Annotated in this window: 16 protein-coding genes; 13 read left to right on the forward strand and 3 right to left on the reverse strand. The window is 70.9% G+C overall.

The window, feature by feature from the left end; genetic code table 11:
* The first annotated feature begins 78 nt into the window (after positions 1 to 78).
* Both dnaE and LV79_RS20675 read left to right on the forward strand, forming a co-directional pair.
* Positions 79 to 3,612, forward strand: a complete 3,534-nt coding sequence (gene dnaE / locus LV79_RS20670) for a DNA polymerase III subunit alpha (protein WP_253839307.1) — start codon at positions 79 to 81, stop codon at positions 3,610 to 3,612.
* 69 nt (positions 3,613 to 3,681) lie between these two features.
* Positions 3,682 to 4,890 carry a cytochrome P450 family protein gene (locus LV79_RS20675; RefSeq protein ID WP_253839308.1) on the forward strand — a complete coding sequence of 403 codons (1,209 nt, stop codon included), beginning with the start codon at positions 3,682 to 3,684 and terminating at the stop codon, positions 4,888 to 4,890.
* On the opposite strand, the gene LV79_RS20680 is transcribed toward LV79_RS20675, so the two are convergent.
* Positions 4,867 to 5,532: a hypothetical protein gene (locus LV79_RS20680; RefSeq protein ID WP_253839310.1), complete on the reverse strand. Its 666-nt coding sequence runs from the start codon at positions 5,530 to 5,532 to the stop codon at positions 4,867 to 4,869. The two genes, LV79_RS20675 and LV79_RS20680, sit on opposite strands and share 24 nt — an antisense overlap.
* Positions 5,533 to 5,738: 206 nt before the next feature.
* Between LV79_RS20680 and LV79_RS20685 the strand changes: the two genes are divergently transcribed.
* The 7 genes from LV79_RS20685 to LV79_RS20715 all read left to right on the forward strand — a co-directional run bounded on the left by LV79_RS20685 (position 5,739) and on the right by LV79_RS20715 (position 12,071).
* Positions 5,739 to 7,190: a helix-turn-helix domain-containing protein gene (locus tag LV79_RS20685; protein WP_253839312.1), complete on the forward strand. Its 1,452-nt coding sequence runs from the start codon at positions 5,739 to 5,741 to the stop codon at positions 7,188 to 7,190.
* Positions 7,191 to 7,287: 97 nt separating this feature from the next.
* A complete protein-coding gene (locus LV79_RS20690) occupies positions 7,288 to 7,998 on the forward strand; it encodes a hypothetical protein (RefSeq protein ID WP_253839314.1) in 711 nt (236 codons plus the stop codon).
* A gap of 46 nt (positions 7,999 to 8,044) precedes the next feature.
* Entirely contained in the window at positions 8,045 to 9,322 is a 1,278-nt protein-coding gene (locus LV79_RS20695) for an adenosylmethionine--8-amino-7-oxononanoate transaminase (protein ID WP_253839316.1), read from the forward strand.
* Between the two features lie 47 nt (positions 9,323 to 9,369).
* On the forward strand, positions 9,370 to 10,086 hold the full coding sequence (gene bioD / locus LV79_RS20700; protein ID WP_253839317.1) for a dethiobiotin synthase: 717 nt from the start codon (positions 9,370 to 9,372) through the stop codon (positions 10,084 to 10,086).
* A gap of 84 nt (positions 10,087 to 10,170) precedes the next feature.
* Positions 10,171 to 11,211: a biotin synthase BioB gene (gene bioB, locus LV79_RS20705; protein ID WP_253839319.1), complete on the forward strand. Its 1,041-nt coding sequence runs from the start codon at positions 10,171 to 10,173 to the stop codon at positions 11,209 to 11,211.
* Between the two features lie 10 nt (positions 11,212 to 11,221).
* On the forward strand, positions 11,222 to 11,416 hold the full coding sequence (gene bsaP, locus LV79_RS20710; RefSeq protein WP_253839322.1) for a biotin synthase auxiliary protein BsaP: 195 nt from the start codon (positions 11,222 to 11,224) through the stop codon (positions 11,414 to 11,416).
* Between the two features lie 52 nt (positions 11,417 to 11,468).
* Positions 11,469 to 12,071, forward strand: coding sequence for a DUF2567 domain-containing protein (locus LV79_RS20715; RefSeq protein WP_253839324.1), 603 nt, complete (start codon positions 11,469 to 11,471; stop codon positions 12,069 to 12,071).
* Between the two features lie 184 nt (positions 12,072 to 12,255).
* On the opposite strand, the gene LV79_RS20720 is transcribed toward LV79_RS20715, so the two are convergent.
* Both LV79_RS20720 and LV79_RS20725 read right to left on the reverse strand, forming a co-directional pair.
* The gene (locus LV79_RS20720) at positions 12,256 to 12,936 is read right to left on the reverse strand and encodes an LON peptidase substrate-binding domain-containing protein (RefSeq protein ID WP_253839326.1); all 681 of its coding nucleotides are present in this window, start codon (positions 12,934 to 12,936) and stop codon (positions 12,256 to 12,258) included.
* Positions 12,937 to 13,000: 64 nt separating this feature from the next.
* On the reverse strand, positions 13,001 to 13,708 hold the full coding sequence (locus LV79_RS20725; protein WP_285469920.1) for an NUDIX hydrolase: 708 nt from the start codon (positions 13,706 to 13,708) through the stop codon (positions 13,001 to 13,003).
* Between the two features lie 59 nt (positions 13,709 to 13,767).
* Between LV79_RS20725 and nadA the strand changes: the two genes are divergently transcribed.
* From nadA to LV79_RS20745, 4 genes are all read left to right on the forward strand, one after another.
* Positions 13,768 to 14,775, forward strand: coding sequence for a quinolinate synthase NadA (gene nadA, locus LV79_RS20730; RefSeq protein ID WP_253839333.1), 1,008 nt, complete (start codon positions 13,768 to 13,770; stop codon positions 14,773 to 14,775).
* On the forward strand, positions 14,772 to 16,394 hold the full coding sequence (locus LV79_RS20735; RefSeq protein ID WP_253839335.1) for an L-aspartate oxidase: 1,623 nt from the start codon (positions 14,772 to 14,774) through the stop codon (positions 16,392 to 16,394). The genes nadA and LV79_RS20735 overlap by 4 nt, the downstream gene beginning before the upstream one ends.
* The gene (gene nadC / locus LV79_RS20740) at positions 16,391 to 17,233 is read left to right on the forward strand and encodes a carboxylating nicotinate-nucleotide diphosphorylase (RefSeq protein WP_253839344.1); all 843 of its coding nucleotides are present in this window, start codon (positions 16,391 to 16,393) and stop codon (positions 17,231 to 17,233) included. Before LV79_RS20735 ends, nadC begins: the two co-directional genes overlap by 4 nt.
* Before the next feature lie 379 nt (positions 17,234 to 17,612).
* Positions 17,613 to 19,235: a hypothetical protein gene (locus LV79_RS20745; RefSeq protein WP_253839346.1), complete on the forward strand. Its 1,623-nt coding sequence runs from the start codon at positions 17,613 to 17,615 to the stop codon at positions 19,233 to 19,235.
* Positions 19,236 to 19,271 lie beyond the last annotated feature (36 nt).

The raw sequence follows: 19,271 nt of genomic DNA on the forward strand, positions 1-19,271 counted from the left end.
CCCAGTCATACCAACGACTTCCGGCGCGTCGCGCACCCAATGCCGGGGACGCCGCCGACGGGTCGCTAGGGTGACCGGGTGGCTGACTCCTTCGCTCACCTTCACGTGCACACCGAGTACTCGATGCTCGACGGAGCGGCCAAGCTCAAGGACATGTTCGCCGAGTGCGAGCGGCTCGGCATGACGTCGGTCGCGATCACCGACCACGGCCACACGAACGGCATCTACGACTTCTTCCGCCAGGCCAAGGGCGCGGGCATCAAGCCCATCCTCGGCATCGAGGCCTACATCGCGCCTGCGTCGCGGTTCAGCAAGGACCGGGTCCGCTGGGGCGACCCCGGGCAGAAGAGCGACGACGTCTCGGCGTCCGGCGCCTACCTGCACCAGACGATCTGGGCCCGCAACGACACCGGCCTGCGCAACCTGATGAAGCTCTCCAGCCTCGCCTCCATGGAGGGCCAGCTCGGCAAGTGGCCCCGGATGGACCAGGAGCTGATCGCGGCGCACTCCGAGGGCCTGATGGCCACCACCGGCTGCCCGTCCGGCGACGTGCAGACCCGGCTGCGCCTCGGCCAGGAGAAGGAGGCCATGGAGGCGGCCGCCACCTGGCAGGAGATCTACGGCAAGGAGTACTTCTCGGTCGAGCTGATGGACCACGGCCTGGAGATCGAGAACCGGGTCCGCGGCGGGCTGGTCGAGATCGGCCGCAAGCTCGACATCCCGTTCGTGGTCACCAACGACTCGCACTACACCTACAAGTCCGACAGCGACTCCCACGACGCGCTGCTGTGCGTGCAGACCGGCAAGACGCTGCAGGACCCGACCCGGTTCAAGTTCGACGGCGACGGCTACTACCTGAAGTCGCCCGACGAGATGCGCGCGGTCGACCAGTCCGACCCGTGGCAGGAGGGCTGCCGCAACACGCTGCTGGTGGCCGAGAAGGTCGACATCTCGGGCATGTTCGAGTTCCGCAACCTGATGCCGCGCTTCCCGATCCCGGACGGCAAGTCCGAGGACGAGTACTTCCGCGAGCAGGTGTGGGAGGGGATGCGCAGGCGCTTCCCCGAGGGCGTCGACGACGTGCACGCCAAGCAGGTCGAGTTCGAGATCGGCGTCATCCTGCAGATGGGCTTCCCGGCCTACTTCCTGGTGGTCGCCGACCTGATCCAGTGGGCCAAGAACAACGGCATCCGGGTCGGCCCCGGCCGTGGCTCCGCCGCGGGCGCGCTGATCGCCTACGCGATGGGCATCACCGACCTCGACCCGCTGGCGCACGGGCTGATCTTCGAGCGGTTCCTCAACCCGGACCGGGTCAGCCCCCCCGACATCGACATCGACTTCGACGAGCGCCGCCGCGGCGACGTCATCCGCTACACCACCGAGAAGTGGGGCGCCGACAAGGTCGCCCAGGTGATCACCTTCGGCACCATCAAGGCCAAGGCGGCGATCAAGGACTCCGCGCGGGTGCTCTACGGCCAGCCCGGCTACGCCATCGCCGACAAGATCTCCAAGGCCTACCCGCCCGCGGTCATGGCCAAGGACATCCCGCTCAACGGCCTGTTCGACCCCAGCCACAAGCGCTACGCCGAGGCCACCGAGATCCGCGAGCTCTACAACAGCGACCCGCAGGTCAAGGAGATCATCGACACCGGCCGCGGGCTCGAGGGCCTGATCCGCAACGCCGGTGTGCACGCCTGCGCGGTGATCCTCTCGGCCGAGCCGCTGATGGAGACCATCCCGCTGTGGAAGCGGCCGCAGGACGGGTCGATCATCACCCAGTTCGACTACCCGACCTGCGAGTCGCTCGGCCTGCTGAAGATGGACTTCCTCGGCCTGCGCAACCTGACGGTCATCGACGACGCGCTGCGCAACATCGAGCGCAACGGCAAGCCGGTGCCCGACCTGGAGACCCTGGGCCTCGACGACAAGAACACCTACGAGCTGCTCTCCCGCGGCGACACCCTCGGCGTGTTCCAGCTCGACGGCGGCCCCATGCGCGACCTGCTGCGGCTGATGCGCCCCGACAACTTCGAGGACATCTCGGCGGTCGGCGCGCTCTACCGGCCCGGTCCGATGGGTGCCAAGTCGCACACCAACTACGCGCTGCGCAAGAACAAGCAGCAGGACATCACCCCGATCCACCCGTCGCTGGCCGAGGCGCTCGAAGACATCCTCGGCACGACCTACGGCCTGATCGTGTACCAGGAGCAGGTCATGGCGATTGCGCAGAAGCTGGCGGGCTACACGCTCGGCCAGGCGGACCTGCTGCGCCGGGCCATGGGCAAGAAGAAGAAAGAGGTCCTGGACGCGGAGTTCGTCAACTTCTCTGGTGGCATGGAGCGCAACGGCTACCCGAAGGACGCGATCAAGACCCTCTGGGACATCCTCGTCCCCTTCGCCGACTACGCGTTCAACAAGGCGCACTCCGCCGCGTACGGCCTGGTGTCCTACTGGACGGCCTACCTCAAGGCGAACTACCCCGCCGAGTACATGGCCGGGCTGCTCACCAGCGTCCGCGACGACAAGGACAAGGCCGCGGTCTACCTGTCCGAGTGCCGCCGGATGGGCATCACGGTGCTGCCGCCGGACGTCAACGAGTCGGAGAAGGACTTCGCCCCGGTCGGCCACGACATCCGCTTCGGCCTCGGCGCGATCCGCAACGTCGGCGCGAACGTGGTCGACTCGATCATCAAGGCGCGCACCGAGAAGGGCGAGTTCGCCGACTTCTCCGACTACCTGCGCAAGGTCGACGCCTCGGGCTGCAACAAGAAGGTCGTCGAGTCGCTGATCAAGTCCGGCGCGTTCGACTCGCTCAAGCACCCGCGCAAGGGCCTGTTCCTCATCCACACCGACGCCATCGACGCCATCATGGAGACCAAGAAGGCGGAGGCGGTCGGCCAGTTCGACCTGTTCGGCGCGGCGGGCGGCGCGGACGAGAGCGTGTCGAGCGTGTTCGACGTGCGGGTGCCCGACGACGTGTGGGAGACCAAGCACCAGTTGGCGCTCGAGCGCGAGATGCTCGGCCTCTACGTCTCCGGCCACCCGCTCAACGGCGTCGAGCACATCCTGACCTCGCAGTCGGACACCTCGATCGCCGCGATCCTGGAGGGCAACATCCCCGACGGCACCCAGGTGGTGATCGGCGGCATCCTCGCCTCGGTCAACCGCAGGGTGAACCGCAACGGCGAGTCGTGGGCCTCGGCGCAGCTGGAGGACCTCGCCGGTGGCATCGAGGCGCTGTTCTTCCCCAAGACCTACGCGGTGATCGGCATGGGCGTGCTGGAGGACGCGATCGTGCTGGTCAAGGCCAGGGTCGCCAAGCGCGACGACCGGATCTCGCTGATCGCCAACGACCTCGCGGTGCCGGACCTGTCCAACGCCGCGGGCGCGCCGTTCCGGCTGAGCATGGCGGCCACCAAGTGCACCCCACCGCTGGTCGCCCAGCTCAAGGACGTGCTCGGCGCGCACCCGGGCACCACCGAGGTGCACCTCAAGCTGATCAACGGTCCCCGGCAGACCCTGCTGCGGCTCGACGACGCGCTGCGGGTCAGCCCGTCGCCGTCGCTGATGGGCGACCTGAAGGCGTTGCTCGGTCCGGGTTGCCTCTCCTGACCCGTTCGCCTCCCTGACCGAGGGTGTGATCGCGGGTACGGTGGGTGGTGGACGCATCGAGGGGGACCCATGACGGTCGAGCACGACGCCGTGCGCATCAGCGCGGACTTCTTCCAGGACCCGCACCGGGTGTACGCCGACCTGCGCCGCACCGGCCCGGTCCGGCGGGTCGTGCTGCCGCGCGGCGTCCGGGGGTGGCTGGTGACCCGGTACGCCGACGCGAAGGCGGTGCTGTCGGACCCCCGGATCAGCAAGGACTACGTCCGGGCCGGCGTGCTGCTGGAGCGCAACCGCGAGCCGGACAGCCCGCGCCCGGAGTTCGGCCAGGACCTGCAGGCGCACATGCTGAACACGGACCCGCCGGACCACACCCGGTTGCGCAAACTGGTCAACAAGGCGTTCACCGTCCGCGGCGTCGGGCACCTGCGTCCCCGGATCGAGCGGATCACCTCGGACCTGCTCGACGCGGTCGCCGACCTGGACGAGGTCGACCTCATCCCCGCGCTCGCCTTCCCGGTCCCGATGACGGTGATCTGCGAACTCCTCGGCGTCCCCGAGGCGGACCGGGAGGCGTTCCACGGCTGGACGACCACCCTGCTGTCCACCGCGTCCACGGCGTTGGAGATCACCGAGGCCGGGGTCTCGGCGGGCAAGTACGTGCTGGAGCTGATCGAGTCGAAGCGGTCCGCCCCGGGCGATGACCTGCTGACGGCGTTGGTCGAGGCCCGCGAGGGCGGCGACCGGCTCAGCGAGAACGAACTGCTCTCCATGACGTTCCTGCTGCTGCTCGCCGGTCACGAGACGACGGTGAACCTCATTGCGAACGGGGTGCTGTCGTTGCTGCAATCCCCGGCGCAGGCGGCCGCGTTGCGCGAGAACCCGGCCTTGTTGCCGCGCGCGGTGGAGGAACTGCTGCGCTACGAGAGCCCGGTCAACATGGCGACGCTCCGCTACACGAAGGAACCGGTCGAGGTCGCCGGAGTCGAGATCCCGGCCGACGAGTTCGTGGTGGTCGCCCTCAGCTCGGCCAACCGCGACGCCACCGCCTTCGCGGACCCGGACGCGCTGGACATCGAACGAGACCTCAACACCCACCTCGCCTTCGGCCACGGCATCCACTACTGCGTCGGCGCCCCCTTGGCCCGCATGGAGGGCGAGGTCGCGATCGGTACCCTCCTGAACCGCTTCCCCAACCTCTCCCTAGCCCCAACCCCCTTACGCTGGCGGGAAAGCACCGTCGTCCGCTCCCTCCACTCACTCCCCGTCCGCCTGCGGTAGGTCTGACTCGCCAAGGTAGATCCAGGCGGCGGTTGTGGTCTCCTTGACTGACACCAAGACTCGGCGATAGGCGTGGGGAGCGCACACAGGGCTGTGTCGGACCACCTCGTCGTAGAACCACGCTGAGGTGATGACGCCCAACACCGTGGGGGAGCGGGTGAGTGCGGTCTTGAGCGGGGCCGCGTCCAGGAGGCGGAACGCCACGGTGATCGCTGTGGCGGTAACTCCGTAGCGGTCGTAGTTGACCTCGCCCGCGTGCAGGGCCATCCGCAACCGGATCCGTTGCTCGGCTGGGTGTGTGGCGTTGTGCTCGCCCAATGCCCGGGCGAGCGCGCCGGGTACTCGCTCGACCAGTGGGCCCTTGGCCATCCCCGCCGGTGCCAGGACCAGCACGCCGTCGCCGCGGTCCTCGAACTCGCACGCGGCACCCGAGACGCCCGCCTCCCGGAAGGCCTGCCGCAGCGAGCGGTACAGACCGGACCGCACCGCGACCTGGTCCAGGTTCGTGCGCCGCCGATCGCCGAACGCCTCCACGTCCACCACCAGGATCGTGCGGTGCACCGCCGCACGGCGCCGCTCGGTCCTGGAGCCGGCGCCGACCACCCGGGCGGCGTGCCCCACCACCGGTGACAACCACGTCATCACGTCCACGGAAAGCCCCCTTTCCTGAAGGCACCCGACGATGCCCGAGATCCGCGCGACTGGCCTGTGCGGCGACCGGCACATGTGCGCCAGGCGATCCCACCGGCGACCGGATGTGCGGGCCGCGCACATCCCCGGCCGGTCCCTGGCGAACCACGAGCGCGGCTCTTACGGTCGGTGGAGTCCGAACCGAGGAGGCGGGGTCCATGGGTGGGCGTGGCCAGGCGGGCACGGTGCGGGTGATCCTGGAAGCCGCCGGGTTGGCCGGGTGGCCGCTGGCGGAGACGGTGCGGCAGATCCGCCGACAGTGCGGGGTCACCCCGCTGCGGGCCCACCGGTTGGCCAACGGGTGGACCCTGGCCGAGGTGGCGGCGCGGGTGCGGGCGCAGGTGAGTGCCACCGGCCAGCAGGCACCGCACGTCAACCACCCGAATGTGTCGCGGTGGGAGACCGGGGCCGAGCAGCCCTCGGCCCGCAACCTCGACGCGCTGTGCCAGATCTACCGCGCCCGGCCCGACATCCTCGGCTTCGGCGCTGACTACACAGACCAAGCCGACCACACAGACGAGCACCACGGCGGCACGCGCCCGGCGGCGGAGCAGGCTGGGCCGAGCGGTGATCGGGAGGATCGCATGCGACGCAGGGATGTCCTTCGGGGATTGCTGTCCACGGCCGGGGTCGGGTTCGGCGGGGCGGCCCTGGACGCGATCGAGGGCACCCGGCGCGCGGTCACCGAGGCGCTGCAGCGGCGGTCGGTCGAGGCGGGCACCGTGGGGTGGTGGGAGGAGCAGGCCGAGAGCCACGCCGACGCCTACCGCCGGTTGTCCGCGCCGCGCCTGCTCGCCGAGGTGACGCTGGACTTCGACGACCTGCAGCAGGTGCTCGCCCAGCGCCAGTCCCTGGACAGCCAGCTGCGGCTGACCACCGTGACCGCGCGGATGGCGGGTCTGGTCGGGATCCTGTGCGTCGACCTCGGGGCGATCCGGGAGGCGCGCCGCTGGTTCCACACCGGGCAGATCGCCGCCGAGGAGATCAACGACCGGTCGTTGCAGGCTTGGCTGTTCACCAGGGAGGCGCTCGTCTCGCTCTACTACGGCTCCGCGACGGATGCCGCCACCCTGGCCAGGACCGCCCGGCGACTCGCGGGCGGCACCGCGTCCACCGCGTCGGCGATGGCCCCGGCGGTCGAGGCGCGGGCTTTGGCAGGCATGGGGCGGGGTACCGAGGCGCTCGCCGCGATCCGCCACGCCGAGTCGGTCTTCGAGAACCTGCCCCGCTCGGTCACCACGGCAGGCGTCTACGGCTTCACCGAGCCGAAACTCCGCTTCTACCAAGGGAATGTGTTCGCCCGCGCCGCCGATCCGAACCGTGCGCTCGCCGTGCACGACCAGGCGTTGCGGCTCTACCCGGCGCACGACCGCGTCGACCGCGGGCACATCCAGCTCGACCAGGCGCTGAGCCTGGTGCGGCAGGGGGAATTCGACGAGGCCTGCCACCGGATCGGCCAGGTGTTCCTCGGCTTCGCCGGTGACGAGGGGATCAGGCCGGTGGCCGCGCAGGCGCGGGAGATCCGGTGGGCCATCCCCGAGCGGTTCCGGCGGCACGCGGCCGTGCGCCAACTCGACGAGGTGCTCGCCCTGCCACCGGGTGCGGACTAGCGCCGCTGGTCACCCGGGGTGCGGGAGTTCGACGCCGACGGGTTGACACCGGTCGTCAATACCGTGTTTCCCGCCGGTGGTTGGGTACCGTGATCGGGTGCGGGGGCGTGATGAGCAGGTGACAGGTGGGGTGGTGGCGACCCGGCTCCAACGGGTGCGGCCCCACCTCGCGCTGGTGGCCGCCGGTGGGCCGGTGGTCGGGATCGTGGTGGCGCTGGCGCTCGGCGGGTGGTTGCCGGGGCTCGCGGTGCCGGTCTCGCTGATCGCGTTGGGGGCCGCGTACTTCCGCAGCAGGCGGTTCCGGCCGCGCCGGTGGCCGGTCGCGGGGGCGGCGCTGGGTGTGCTCAGCGGGGCCTACCTCGGCGCGGTGAACCCGTGGCTGTCCCCTGTGGCCGTCCTCTTCGGACTGGGTGGCTGGGTGGTCGCGCGCCGGGCGCGCGACAGCGTGCTGGAGCCGTACACGCCGGAACTCGCGGATTCGTTGGTCGAGGTGCCGTGGCAGGCGCGCGGGGCCAAGGGGTTGGAACTGCTCGTCGCGCACGACCGGATCACCCTGTCCGGTGGGCGGGGGCCGTTCCGGCTCGTGCGGCCGATGGTGGCGTTGAGCGGCGTGGGGGCCGTCGAGCAGGTGATGGTGGCGCGCCGCGCGACGTTGCCGGTGCCCGGGGTGGGGGAGCTGCGCGTCACGGTGACGCCGGGTCCCGCCGTGCGGATCACCGTGCCGCCGGGGGAGTGGATCGTGCCGACCGACCACGGGCGGGAGATCGCGCGACTGGTCGCCCGGCGCAAGGAACGCGCGGGCATCTAGCGGGGGTGAGTGGGCGCGGCATTTCGGCACTCCTTAGCCTGCGGCCGTGAATCTCGACGAGTTGACCGCGCTCGATCGCGCGCACGTGTGGCACCCGTACGGACCGATGCCGGGGACCCAGCAGCCCCTGGTCGTCGAGTCGGCCGACGGGGTCCGGCTGCGGTTGGCCGACGGTCGCGAGCTCGTCGACGGCATGTCGTCCTGGTGGGCGGCCATCCACGGCTACCGCAACCCGGTGCTCGACGCGGCCGTGACCGACCAGCTCGGCCGGATGAGCCACGTCATGTTCGGCGGTCTCACCCACGAACCCGCCGTCCGCCTGGCCGCGAGGCTGGTGGAGATCACCCCGGAGCCGCTGCGGCACGTCTTCCTCTGCGACTCCGGCTCGGTGGGCGTCGAGGTCGCGATCAAGATGGCGCTGCAGCACTGGCGCTCCCTCGGCGACACCCGCAAGACGAAGCTGCTGACCTGGCGCGGCGGCTACCACGGTGACACGTTCAACCCGATGAGCGTGTGCGACCCCGACGGCGGCATGCACAGCCTCTGGAGCGGTGTCCTGCCCGTGCAGGTCTTCGCCGACGAGCCGCCCGCCGCGTTCGACCACGACTACGTCGCCCACCTCGCCGAGCTCATCGAGACCCACGCCGACGACCTGGCCGCCGTCATCGTCGAGCCGGTGGTGCAGGGCGCGGGCGGCATGCGCTTCCACGACCCGCGCTACCTGCACGTGCTGCGGGAGCTGACCCTCGCCAACGACGTGCTGCTGATCTTCGACGAGATCGCCACCGGGTTCGGCCGCACCGGTGAGCTGTTCGCCGCCGACCACGCCGGGATCAGCCCCGACATCCTCTGCCTCGGCAAGGCCCTGACCGGCGGTTACCTCAGCATGGCCGCGACCCTGTGCACCGCCCGCGTCGCCGACGGCATCTCCCAGGGTGAGGTGCCCGTCCTCGCGCACGGCCCCACGTTCATGGGCAACCCGCTCGCGTCGGCCGTGGCCCTCGCGTCGATCGACCTGCTGCTCTCGGGCGACTGGCGCGGCACGGTCGAGCGCATCGAGGCCGAGCTGACCCACGGCCTCGCCCCAGCCAGGGACCTGCCGGGCGTGCGGGACGTCCGGGTGCTCGGCGCCATCGGGGTCGTCCAGCTCGACAAGCCGGTCGACATGGCCGCCGCGACCGGGGCCGCCGTGGCCGCCGGGGTGTGGCTGCGGCCCTTCCGCGACCTCGTCTACACCATGCCGCCGTACGTCAGCACGACCGAGGACATCGCCGCCATCACCGCCGGGGTGGTCGCCGCGGCCGCCGCCAACCCCCAGTCGTGACCCGGCCGGGGTCCGACGGAGATTAACGACCGCTAACCTGTGTGCCCGTGAGTGTCCTCGTGATCACCGGGACCGGCACCGGCGTCGGCAAGACCGTCGTCACCGCCGGGATAGCCGCGCTGGCCGCGGCCAACGGCCAGCGGGTGGCCGTGCTCAAACCGGCCCAGACCGGCGTCACCGCCGCCGAGCCGGGGGACGTCGACGAGGTCAGGGCCAGGGTAGCCGCCGTGACCACCCGCGAGCTGCGCCGGTTCCCCGACCCGTTGGCCCCCGACACCGCGGCCCGCCGGGTCGGCATGCCGCCCGTGCGCCCGTCCGAGGTCGCCGCCGCTGTCGGTGAGCTCGGACGTGACCACGACCTGGTGCTCGTCGAGGGTGCGGGTGGCCTGCTGGTGCGCTTCGACCCCGACGGCGGCACGCTCGCCGACGTCGCCTGGGCCATGGGCGCCCCGGTCGTGGTGGTCGCCGAGGCCGGACTTGGCACGCTCAACGCCACCGCGCTGACCACGGAGGCCCTGCGCCGACGCGGCATCGTCTGCTGCGGGATCGTCATCGGGTCCTGGCCCGACGCGCCCGACCTCGCCACGCGGTGCAACGTCGAAGACCTGCCCGTGGTCGCGGGCGCGCCGCTGCTCGGCGCCGTCCCCGCCGGTGCCGCCGCCCTCGACCCGGCGGCGTTCGCCCAGGTCGCGCGGGCCGCGCTGGCCCCGGTGCTCGGCGGGACGTTCGACGCCAAGGACTTCGCCGACACGCACCCCGCGTGACATTCATCGCTCATCCAGGCCAGGGCGATGCGGCAGACTGACGCACTGACCCCAACCTGGGCCAACCCCCCGAGGAGGACCCCTGTGACCGCCGCCGCCGACGAGCGCACCCACGACAGCGCGCCCGCAGATGACGTGCTGGCCGTCGCCCGCGAGCAGGTGCTCGAGCGCGGGGTCGGCCTCACCGAGGAGCAGGTGCTCGCGGTGCTGCGGTTGGCCGACGACCGGCTCGACGACCTGCTGGCGCTCGCGCACGAGGTCCGGATGCGCTGGTGCGGCCCCGAGGTCGAGGTCGAGGGCATCATCAGCCTCAAGACCGGCGGCTGCCCGGAGGACTGCCACTTCTGCTCGCAGTCCGGCCGCTTCCCCACCCCGGTCCGCTCCGCCTGGCTCGACATCCCCGGCCTGGTCGAGGCCGCCAGGCAGACCGCGCTGACCGGCGCCACCGAGTTCTGCATCGTCGCCGCCGTGCGCGGACCGGACGCCCGGCTGCTCTCCCAGGTGCGCGAGGGCATCAAGGCCATCCGCGAGTCCGGCAACGACATCCAGATCGCCTGCTCGCTGGGCATGCTCACCCAGGAGCAGGTCGACGAGCTGGTCGCGATGGGCGTGCACCGCTACAACCACAACCTCGAGACCGCCCGCTCGCACTTCCCGAACGTGGTCACCACGCACTCCTGGGAGGAGCGCTGGGACACCCTGCGGATGGTGCGCGAGGCGGGCATGGAGGTCTGCAGCGGCGGCATCCTGGGCATGGGCGAGACCCCCGAGCAGCGCGCCGAGTTCGCCGTGCAGCTCGCGGAGCTCGACCCGCACGAGGTCCCGATGAACTTCCTCATCCCGCAGCCGGGCACCCCGTACGAGGCCTACGAGCCGATCGAGGGCCGCGAGGCGCTCAAGCTCGTCGCCGCGTTCCGGCTGGCCCTGCCGCGCACCATGCTGCGCTTCGCGGGCGGCCGCGAGCTGACCCTCGGTGACCTCGGCGCCGAGAAGGGCATGCTCGGCGGCATCAACGCGATCATCGTCGGCAACTACCTGACCAACCTCGGTCGGCCCGCGCAGCGCGACCTGGACATGCTGGTCGACCTGAAGATGCCGATCAAGGCGCTCGGCGACACGCTCTGAGGAGAAGCCCGTGTTCTGCGTGCACTGCGGCCGTCCCGACGCCGAGGGGGAGCACCCCGGCTGCCGCGGACCGCGCGCCGCGTTGGAGCCACCGCGCTTCTGCCCCGAGTGCGCCCGCCGGATGGTGGTCCAGGTGACCCCGGTCGGCTGGTCCGCGCGGTGCAGCAGGCACGGTGACACGACCAGCGCGGCGCGGACGGGCTAGTCTCGCGGGCGGACCGGACCCGGTCCTGTTCTCGTGAGGTGGAGGTCGACGGGTGGCGGATCAGCCGGTGCGGACGCAGGACGCGCGGGACCCACTGCCCACCGCGCTGCCGCGGTACCCCACCCCGTGGGGCGACCGGGTCCCCGCCCAGATCCACGTCCGCCGCGACCTGCTGCCCGCGATCAGCGTGCTGTCGACGGTGTCGCTGCTCGGGCTCGCCGTCGGGTTCCTGTGGTCGCGGCTCGCGCCGGGGCTGCTGGTGCAGATCGTGGAGGACGGGACCCCGGCGGCGCTGCGCACGGAGAGCTACCACCGGTTCGACGACCTCGTGCTGTTCATGTTGCTCGGGCTCGCCGCGGGCGTCATCACGGGCGCCGCGGTGTGGTTGATGCGCGAGCGGCGGGGGCCGGTGCTGTTGGTGGCCGCCGTGCTGGGGTCGGCGTTGGCCGCGTGGTTGGCGTACCAGGTAGGCCTGTCTTGGGCGCAGGGTCGGTTTCCGCTGCCGTCGGCGCCCGCGGTGGGGGACGTGCTGACGTTGGCGCCCCGGCTGGAGTCGGCGTGGGCCGTTCTCGCGTGGCCGCTGGGGGCCGCGTTGAGCTACGGCATCGCCGCCGCCTGGAATGGGCACGACGACCTGGGCCGCAGGCTCGGCTAGTCCTCGCGGGGTGGCGCTGGGTCTGGGCTCACGGGTTGGCCGGGACCTCGCTGACCAAGATCGAACCGCGCTGAGCAGCCCCCGATACACAGCCTACGGCGAAGGGGCGACTGGACGGGCTGGTCGCGGTGGGGGCCTGTGGACAACTGGGAGCGGCGGCCCTGGGTGGGGCCGCCGCGTCGGGTCAGTTGAGGCAGAGCGGGGTGTTGAACTCCGAGGGTGGGGCGGGGACCGCGTGCAGGGCGGAGAGGATCCCCGCCTCCCGGTTGAGCAGCTGGCCGACCATCCGCAGCCGGTGCAGCGGCCTGGTCTCCTCCAGCAGGTGCTGGCGGTCCTCCAGGCTGAGCAGGCAGTCCGCCGCGAGGGTGTGCGCCAGTTGGACGGTCTCGGTGTCGGCGTCCGGCTCGGTCCAGTCGTCGCTGCGCCAGGCGGCGTTGCAGTAGCGGCGGTGCGCGGCCCTGGCGGCGTCGACCAGCATCGATACCGACTCCACCGCCGAGGTCGGCTGCTCGGTGTCGGGCACCCACTCCACGGTCCCCATCAGGTAGGGCGCGGAGGTGGTGTCGATCTCGAGCAGCCGGAACCGGCGGTCACCGGTGCTGATGATGTCGTAGCGGCCGTCGGGCAGCCGCTTGGCCTGGCGCAGCGCCGCCGAGCAGCCGATCGGGCGCAGCTGCGAGATGTCGGTGACCTCGTGGTCGGTGGACGGGCGCAGCGCGACCACGCCGAACACGCGTTCGGGCAGCGCGCCGGTCACCAGGTCCACGGTCAGCTGCCGGTAGCGGGGTTCGAAGATGTGCAAAGGCAGGTTCGCCCCGGGGAGCAGCACCGCCCGAAGCGGGAACAGCGGAAGCGAATCGGCCACGCGACAACGCTACGACGAAGCGCATCCGCCCGCTGTCCGATAGTGGCGCCCGGTCGCTTCCCGGCTACTTCCCGCGCCCAGCGGCAGGGGGCTTGAGCACCGCGAACGGGTCCGTGACGGCCATTGTGCTGTCGGCGAACCGGAACTGGGCCGCGGGCCGCCCACCGGCCCTGCCCGGCTTCGCGGTCTCCCCGGTCGGCTCCAGCAACCCGCGGCGGGACAGCACCCTCTGCAAGTTCGTCGCTGACACGCGGTAGCCGAGCGCGCCGGAGTACAGCTCGCGCAACGCGGAGATGGTGAACACGGGCGGGGCGAGAGCGAACCCGATGTTTGTGTAAGACAGCTTCGCGCGCAGCCGATTACGTGCGCGTAAGACGATCGCCTCGTGGTCGAAGGCCGTCTCGGGCAGCGTCGCCACCGGCTGCCACGCGGTGTCCTGCGGCAGTTCGGGATCCAGGTGGGAGGGCACCAGGCACAGGAACGCCGTGGCGACGACCCGGGGACCGGGGACCCGCTGCGGCGCGCTGAACACGGCCAACTGCTCGACGTGCGACACCTGTCGGACGTCCACCTTCTCCGCCAGCTGCCTGCGGATCGATGACTCCACGTCCTCGTCGGCGCGCAGCCGTCCCCCCGGTAGTGACCAGCGGTGCGCGTGCGGTTCCATCGCGCGCTCCCACAGCAGCACGCGCAGTGATCCCTGCCTCACCTGCAGCACCGCGGCCAGGACTTCGTGGACGAGCGGTGGGGCTCCGGTGGTAGCATCGGTCATGTTTTCGATCCTAAGGCGAAAACCTCGGGATCGGAAATCGGACACGACAGGAGGACCCCATGACCGCGGACACGATCGACCTGACCCCCTACGGCGGGGTGGAGGCGGACGCCGCGTGGCGGGACGAGGTGCGCGAGCTCGCACGGTCGCGGGACGCGGTGCTGCTGGCGCACAACTACCAGCTGCCCGAGATCCAGGACATCGCCGACCACACCGGTGACTCGCTGGCGCTGAGCCGCATCGCCGCCTCCAGCTCGGCGTCGACCATCATCTTCTGCGGCGTGCACTTCATGGCCGAGACCGCGAAGATCCTCAGCCCCGAGAAGACCGTGCTGATCCCCGACGAGCGCGCGGGCTGCTCGCTCGCCGACTCGATCACCGGCGCCGAGCTGCGCGCGTGGAAGGCCGAGCACCCCGGTGCCGTCGTGGTGTCCTACGTGAACACCACCGCCGAGGTGAAGGCCGAGACCGACATCTGCTGCACCTCGTCCAACGCCGTCGACGTGGTGCGCTCGATCCCGGCCGACCGCGAGGTGCTGTTCCTGCCCGACCAGTTCCTCGGCGCGCACGTCAAGCGCGAGACCGGCCGGGAGAACATGCACATCTGGGCCGGGGAGTGCCACGTGCACGCGGGCATCAACGGCCCGGAGCTCGCCGAGCGCGCCGCGGCCAACCCGGAGGCGGACCTGTTCATCCACCCCGAGTGCGGGTGCGCCACCTCGGCGCTCTACCTCGCCGGTGAGGGCATCGTCGCCCCGGAGCGGGTCAAGATCCTCTCCACCGGCGACATGGTGACCCAGGCGCGGGCGACCAAGGCCAAGTCGGTGCTGGTGGCCACCGAGATCGGCATGATCCACCAGCTGCGCAAGGCCGCGCCGGACATCGAGTTCGCCGCCGTCAACGACCGCGCCTCGTGCCGGTACATGAAGATGATCACCCCGGCGGCGCTGCTGCGCTCGCTGCGGGAGAACCGCGACGAGGTGCACGTCGACCCGGCCACCGCGGCCAGGGCCCGCGGCGCCGTGCAGCGGATGATCGAGATCGGCCAGCCCGGCGGTGGGGAATGAGCCCCTGCTGGGAGGCCCGCGCCGACCTGCTCGTGGTCGGCACGGGGGTGGCCGGGTTGACCGCCGCCCTGCGCGCGCAGTCGCTGGGGCTGCGGGTGCTGGTGGTCACCAAGGCCGCCGCTGAGGACGGCAACACGCGGTGGGCGCAGGGCGGCGTCGCCGTGGTGCTGCCCGGTGAGCACGACGAGGGCGACACGGTCGAGCGGCACGTGGCCGACACGCTCGTGGCCGGTGCCGGGCTGTGCGACGAGCACGCGGTGCGCGAGATCGTCTTCGGCGGTCCGGCGGCGGTGACCAAGCTGATGGAGCTGGGGGCGACGTTCGACTCGGCGGCCGATGGTCGGCTGGCGCGGACCCGCGAGGGCGGGCACAGCGCGTTCCGGGTGGTGCACGCGGGCGGCGACGCAACGGGTGCGGAAGTCGAGCGCGCGTTGCTCTCGGCCGCTCGTGATGGCCGGATCCCGGTGCTGGAGAACCACGTTGCGGTGCAGGCGTTGAAAACGCCGTCCGGTGCGGTCGCGGGCTTGCACGTGCTCGATGGTGCAGGCGTGCCTGGTGTGTTGACGGCGTCGGCAGTGCTGTTGGCAACAGGCGGGCTTGGGCAGCTCTACCAGGCGACGTCGAACCCCGAGGTCGCAACGGGGGACGGGCTCGCGCTCGCGTTGCGCGCGGGGGCGCCGGTCGCGGACGTCGAGTTCGTGCAGTTCCACCCGACGGTGCTCTACACCGGTCAGGGCGCTCGGGGGCGGTGCCCGCTGGTGACCGAGGCGGTGCGCGGCGAGGGCGCGGTGCTCGTCGACGCGACGGGGGCCCGGGTCATGGCGGGGGTGCACCCGCTGGCCGACCTGGCCCCGCGCGACGTCGTGGCCGCCGCGATCACCCGGCACATGGCGCTGGAGCGCGGCGGGATCGACGACCACGTGTTCCTGGACGCGACCCACCTGAACGCCGCGACGTTCCGCACCCGGTTCCCGACGGTCTACGCGGCGTGCGCGTCGGCTGGCGTGGATCCGTCTGTGCGACCGATCCCGGTGGCGCCCGCCGCGCACTTCGCCTGCGGCGGCGTGGTGTCCGATGTGGATGGTCGGACGCCGGTAGTCGGCCTGTACGCGGCCGGGGAGGTCGCCAGCAACGGCCTGCACGGGGCGAACCGGCTGGCGTCGAACAGCCTGTTGGAGGGTCTGGTCGTGGGGGCCAGGGCCGCGGAGGCGGTGGCCGCTGACCTGGCGTCCGGCCGGTTGGCCGATCCGCGCTCGGCCGTCGTGGGCGCGCTGCCGGTGGCGCCGGTGGCCGACCGGGACTCGTTGCAGCGGGTGATGAGCCGCTACGCCGCCATCGGCCGTGACGCCGAGGGTCTGGCCGTGGTCGGGTCGGTGCTCGATGTGTCCACTGTGGACCGGGTGTTGGCCTCGCGGGTGCTGGTGGAGGACGCGGCGCTCACCCTGGTCGGGCGGGCGTTGATCGCCTCGGCGTCGCAACGTCGCGAATCGCGCGGATGCCATGTGCGGACAGACTTCCCGGAGCGCAACGATGCTTGGCGGCGGAGCCAGTTGGTGCGGCTGACGCCGTCCGGCCAGCCGGTGCTGGGGACCGTGACCGCGTTGCGAGGTGCGGCGTGATCGACCAGAACGACCTGGCGCGCGCGGTCACGACGGCGCTGGAAGAGGACCTGCGGTACGGGCCGGACGCGACCACGGAGGCCACTGTCCCGGCGTCCGCGGTGGCCTTGGCGGAGTTCACGCCGCGCCGCCCGGGTGTGGTGGCGGGTGTGTCGGTGGCGCTCGAGGTGCTGCGGCGGGTCGTGCCGGACCTGGTGGTCGAGTCCTGTGTGGAGGATGGGTCGGCTGTCGTGCCGGGCAGGCCGGTCCTGGTGGTGCGCGGCAACGTCCGGGCGCTGCTGACCGCCGAGCGCACCGCGTTGAACTTCCTGTGCCACCTGTCCGGCATCGCCACCACGACCGCCGCGTGGGTGTCCGCCGTTGCCGACACCGGCGCCCAGGTCCGGGACTCGCGCAAGACCCTCCCCGGCCTGCGCCTGCTGGAGAAGTACGCGGTCCGCTGCGGCGGCGGCGTCAACCACCGCCTGGGCCTCGGCGACGCGATCCTCATCAAGGACAACCACGTCGTCGCCGCGGGCTCGGTCACCGCCGCCCTCCGCGCCGCCCGCGCACATGCCCCCCACCTGTCGGTCGAGGTCGAGGTCGACACCCTCGACCAACTCGACGAGGCCCTAGCCGAGAACGCCGAACTGGTCCTCCTGGACAACTTCACCGTCCCCGACTGCGCCGAAGCCGTCCGCAGAACCGTCGACACCCCCACCCACCTAGAAGCCTCCGGCGGCCTAACCCTGGAAACCGCCCCCTCCTACGCCGCCACCGGCGTCGACTACCTGGCCGTAGGAGCCCTGACCCACTCCTCCCCGGCTCTGGACCTGGGCATGGACCTCCACGCCCGATAGGTATTCCGCGGTGCGGCGGAAAGGCTGATCGCGGGGGTGGTCGCTCAATCGAGTGGACTCGTGTCGAATCGAGTCCGCTGATGAGGGTGATCACCCCCGCGTTGCCTACCATTCGGCCCCAGCGTTCCGCCACGTTCGGCAATCCGAGCCCTGCTCGTATTCCTCCCCGGCGCGGAATGCGTCAGCTCCGGGCTCGAGGTCGGCTGTTTGGGTGAATCTGGATGAACGTCGTAACCCTTGATCGTGCACCGTACGACCATGCGGGTGGTCGGGTCTCGCCGAGTCGAGGGTGCGCGCAGCGATGCATGATTTTGTTCCGGAACCGCCGAAGCCGAGGGTCCGGCGGTGGGTCGGGAAGCTGTGGGCGGCACTCAATTGCGTGCTCGTTCTCGTCGTGTGCCTGCTGCCCCAACTGGTCGACAGGTACGGGACGGTCTACCGGTTCGAGTGGATCGCGCTGGTCGCCCTGGTCAGCGTCCTGTACTACTTCCGCGTCTTGCACGCCGCGCCGTTCACCGTGAAGCCAGACGCGTTCACCCGGCACGAGGTGCCGCCGATCAGGGCACGGCAGTTGCAACACCGCGCGGGCTCGGCGAACAACATCATCAGCGATGTCGAGGCGCAGACCTTCGCGTTGGCGATCCTCGATCCCGGTGCGCTGCAGCAGCGCGTCGTCGACGAGTACACGCCCGATCGCCGTTGTCTGACGCAGAGCGTGTCGGTGGAACTGCAACTGCCCGCGGAGATGGTCGACGGCGCCGAGCGCCGGTACCTGGTTCCCGCGTTCCTGCAGGACAAGGGGGTGATGCTCGACGACCTGCGAATCACCCTCGCGGAGGGCACTCCGCTGTACTCCCATTCCTACCGGGAGCAGCTCGTCATCGTGGCGTGCGTGCTGCGCAAACTCCTGATCGCGGCCTACCGGCGGGACGAGTGCGCCAAGACCCACCTTCCGAAGGCCGCCAGGGACGCCGAGGAGAAGGCGCTGCACGTGATCGCCATGCGCAGGCGCGCGCGGGGTACGCCGATCGATGTCAGCGCGGTGGACGACCTGCTCGCGTTGTCCGCGCCCAACCAGGACGCGCTGAAGAACGCCCACCAGTTCGCCGCGTTGATGGGGCAGCGCTACGCGGTGGTGATTTCCCTGCCGTTCGACAAGACCGGTCGCGTCCAATACCGGTACAGCCGCATCGTGATTCCCAACTTCCGGATGACCGGGCCGAACCGGCGGCGGGGGTGGTCGGTTCTCGGACTGCTGCGGCTGGCCCTGGGGGCGCGGCCGGTGAGCATCACCGTCGACATCTCGAACGCGACCAGTTGCCAGTCCTACCACCTGCACCTGCACGGCCCTGAGGGCCTCTACCTGGCGCGTCAGGTCCCGTCCATCCCGCCCCGCCTGCGGACCGCGACCGCGGAAGCGGCGCCCACCCCCGCGTACCTCCGTTTTCGTAGTAGGCATGGCCAATCGCACGCACACTTCTACGCGCGGTACATGCCGCCGCTGCAGCACGGCGACCAATCACCGCGCATCCGCTTCGATTACCTGGAAGTGCCGCCCGGTTCGGTGTTCCGAGCGTTCGTCACCGCCCTGGCCTGCTCGGTGATCGTTTTCGTCGTCGCCCACATCAGTTCGTTCGCGCAGAACCCGGACAGCGACGCCCCCGCGTACCTCCTGGCATTCCCCGCCTTGGCCGCCACCTGGCTCGGGTTCAGCTCACCGACCCAGCGCATTTTCGAAGGGACCCTGTCGGCCCGGCTCTGCCTGCTGATCACCGTCGTCGTCTCGATAGCCGCGTCGGTCTCGTACATGCTGCACCAGGCGAAGAACGACCCGAACGCGTGGAGCACACTGCCCGACGGTCTCAGTTTCCTGGGGATCCACGAAAGGCTGTGGGCCGTGATCTTCGCGGCCAGCCTGATCAACGTGATGGTCATCGGCGGCCGGTGTGTGGTCGATATCTGGCAGTTCGGTGTGCTGACCACCAAACAAACCGAATTCTGACTTTTGATTGACTGCCTTGTTATACTGGGAACACGA

The organism is Actinokineospora globicatena (assembly GCF_024171945.1).
Classification (GTDB): Bacteria; Actinomycetota; Actinomycetes; order Mycobacteriales; family Pseudonocardiaceae; genus Actinokineospora; species Actinokineospora globicatena.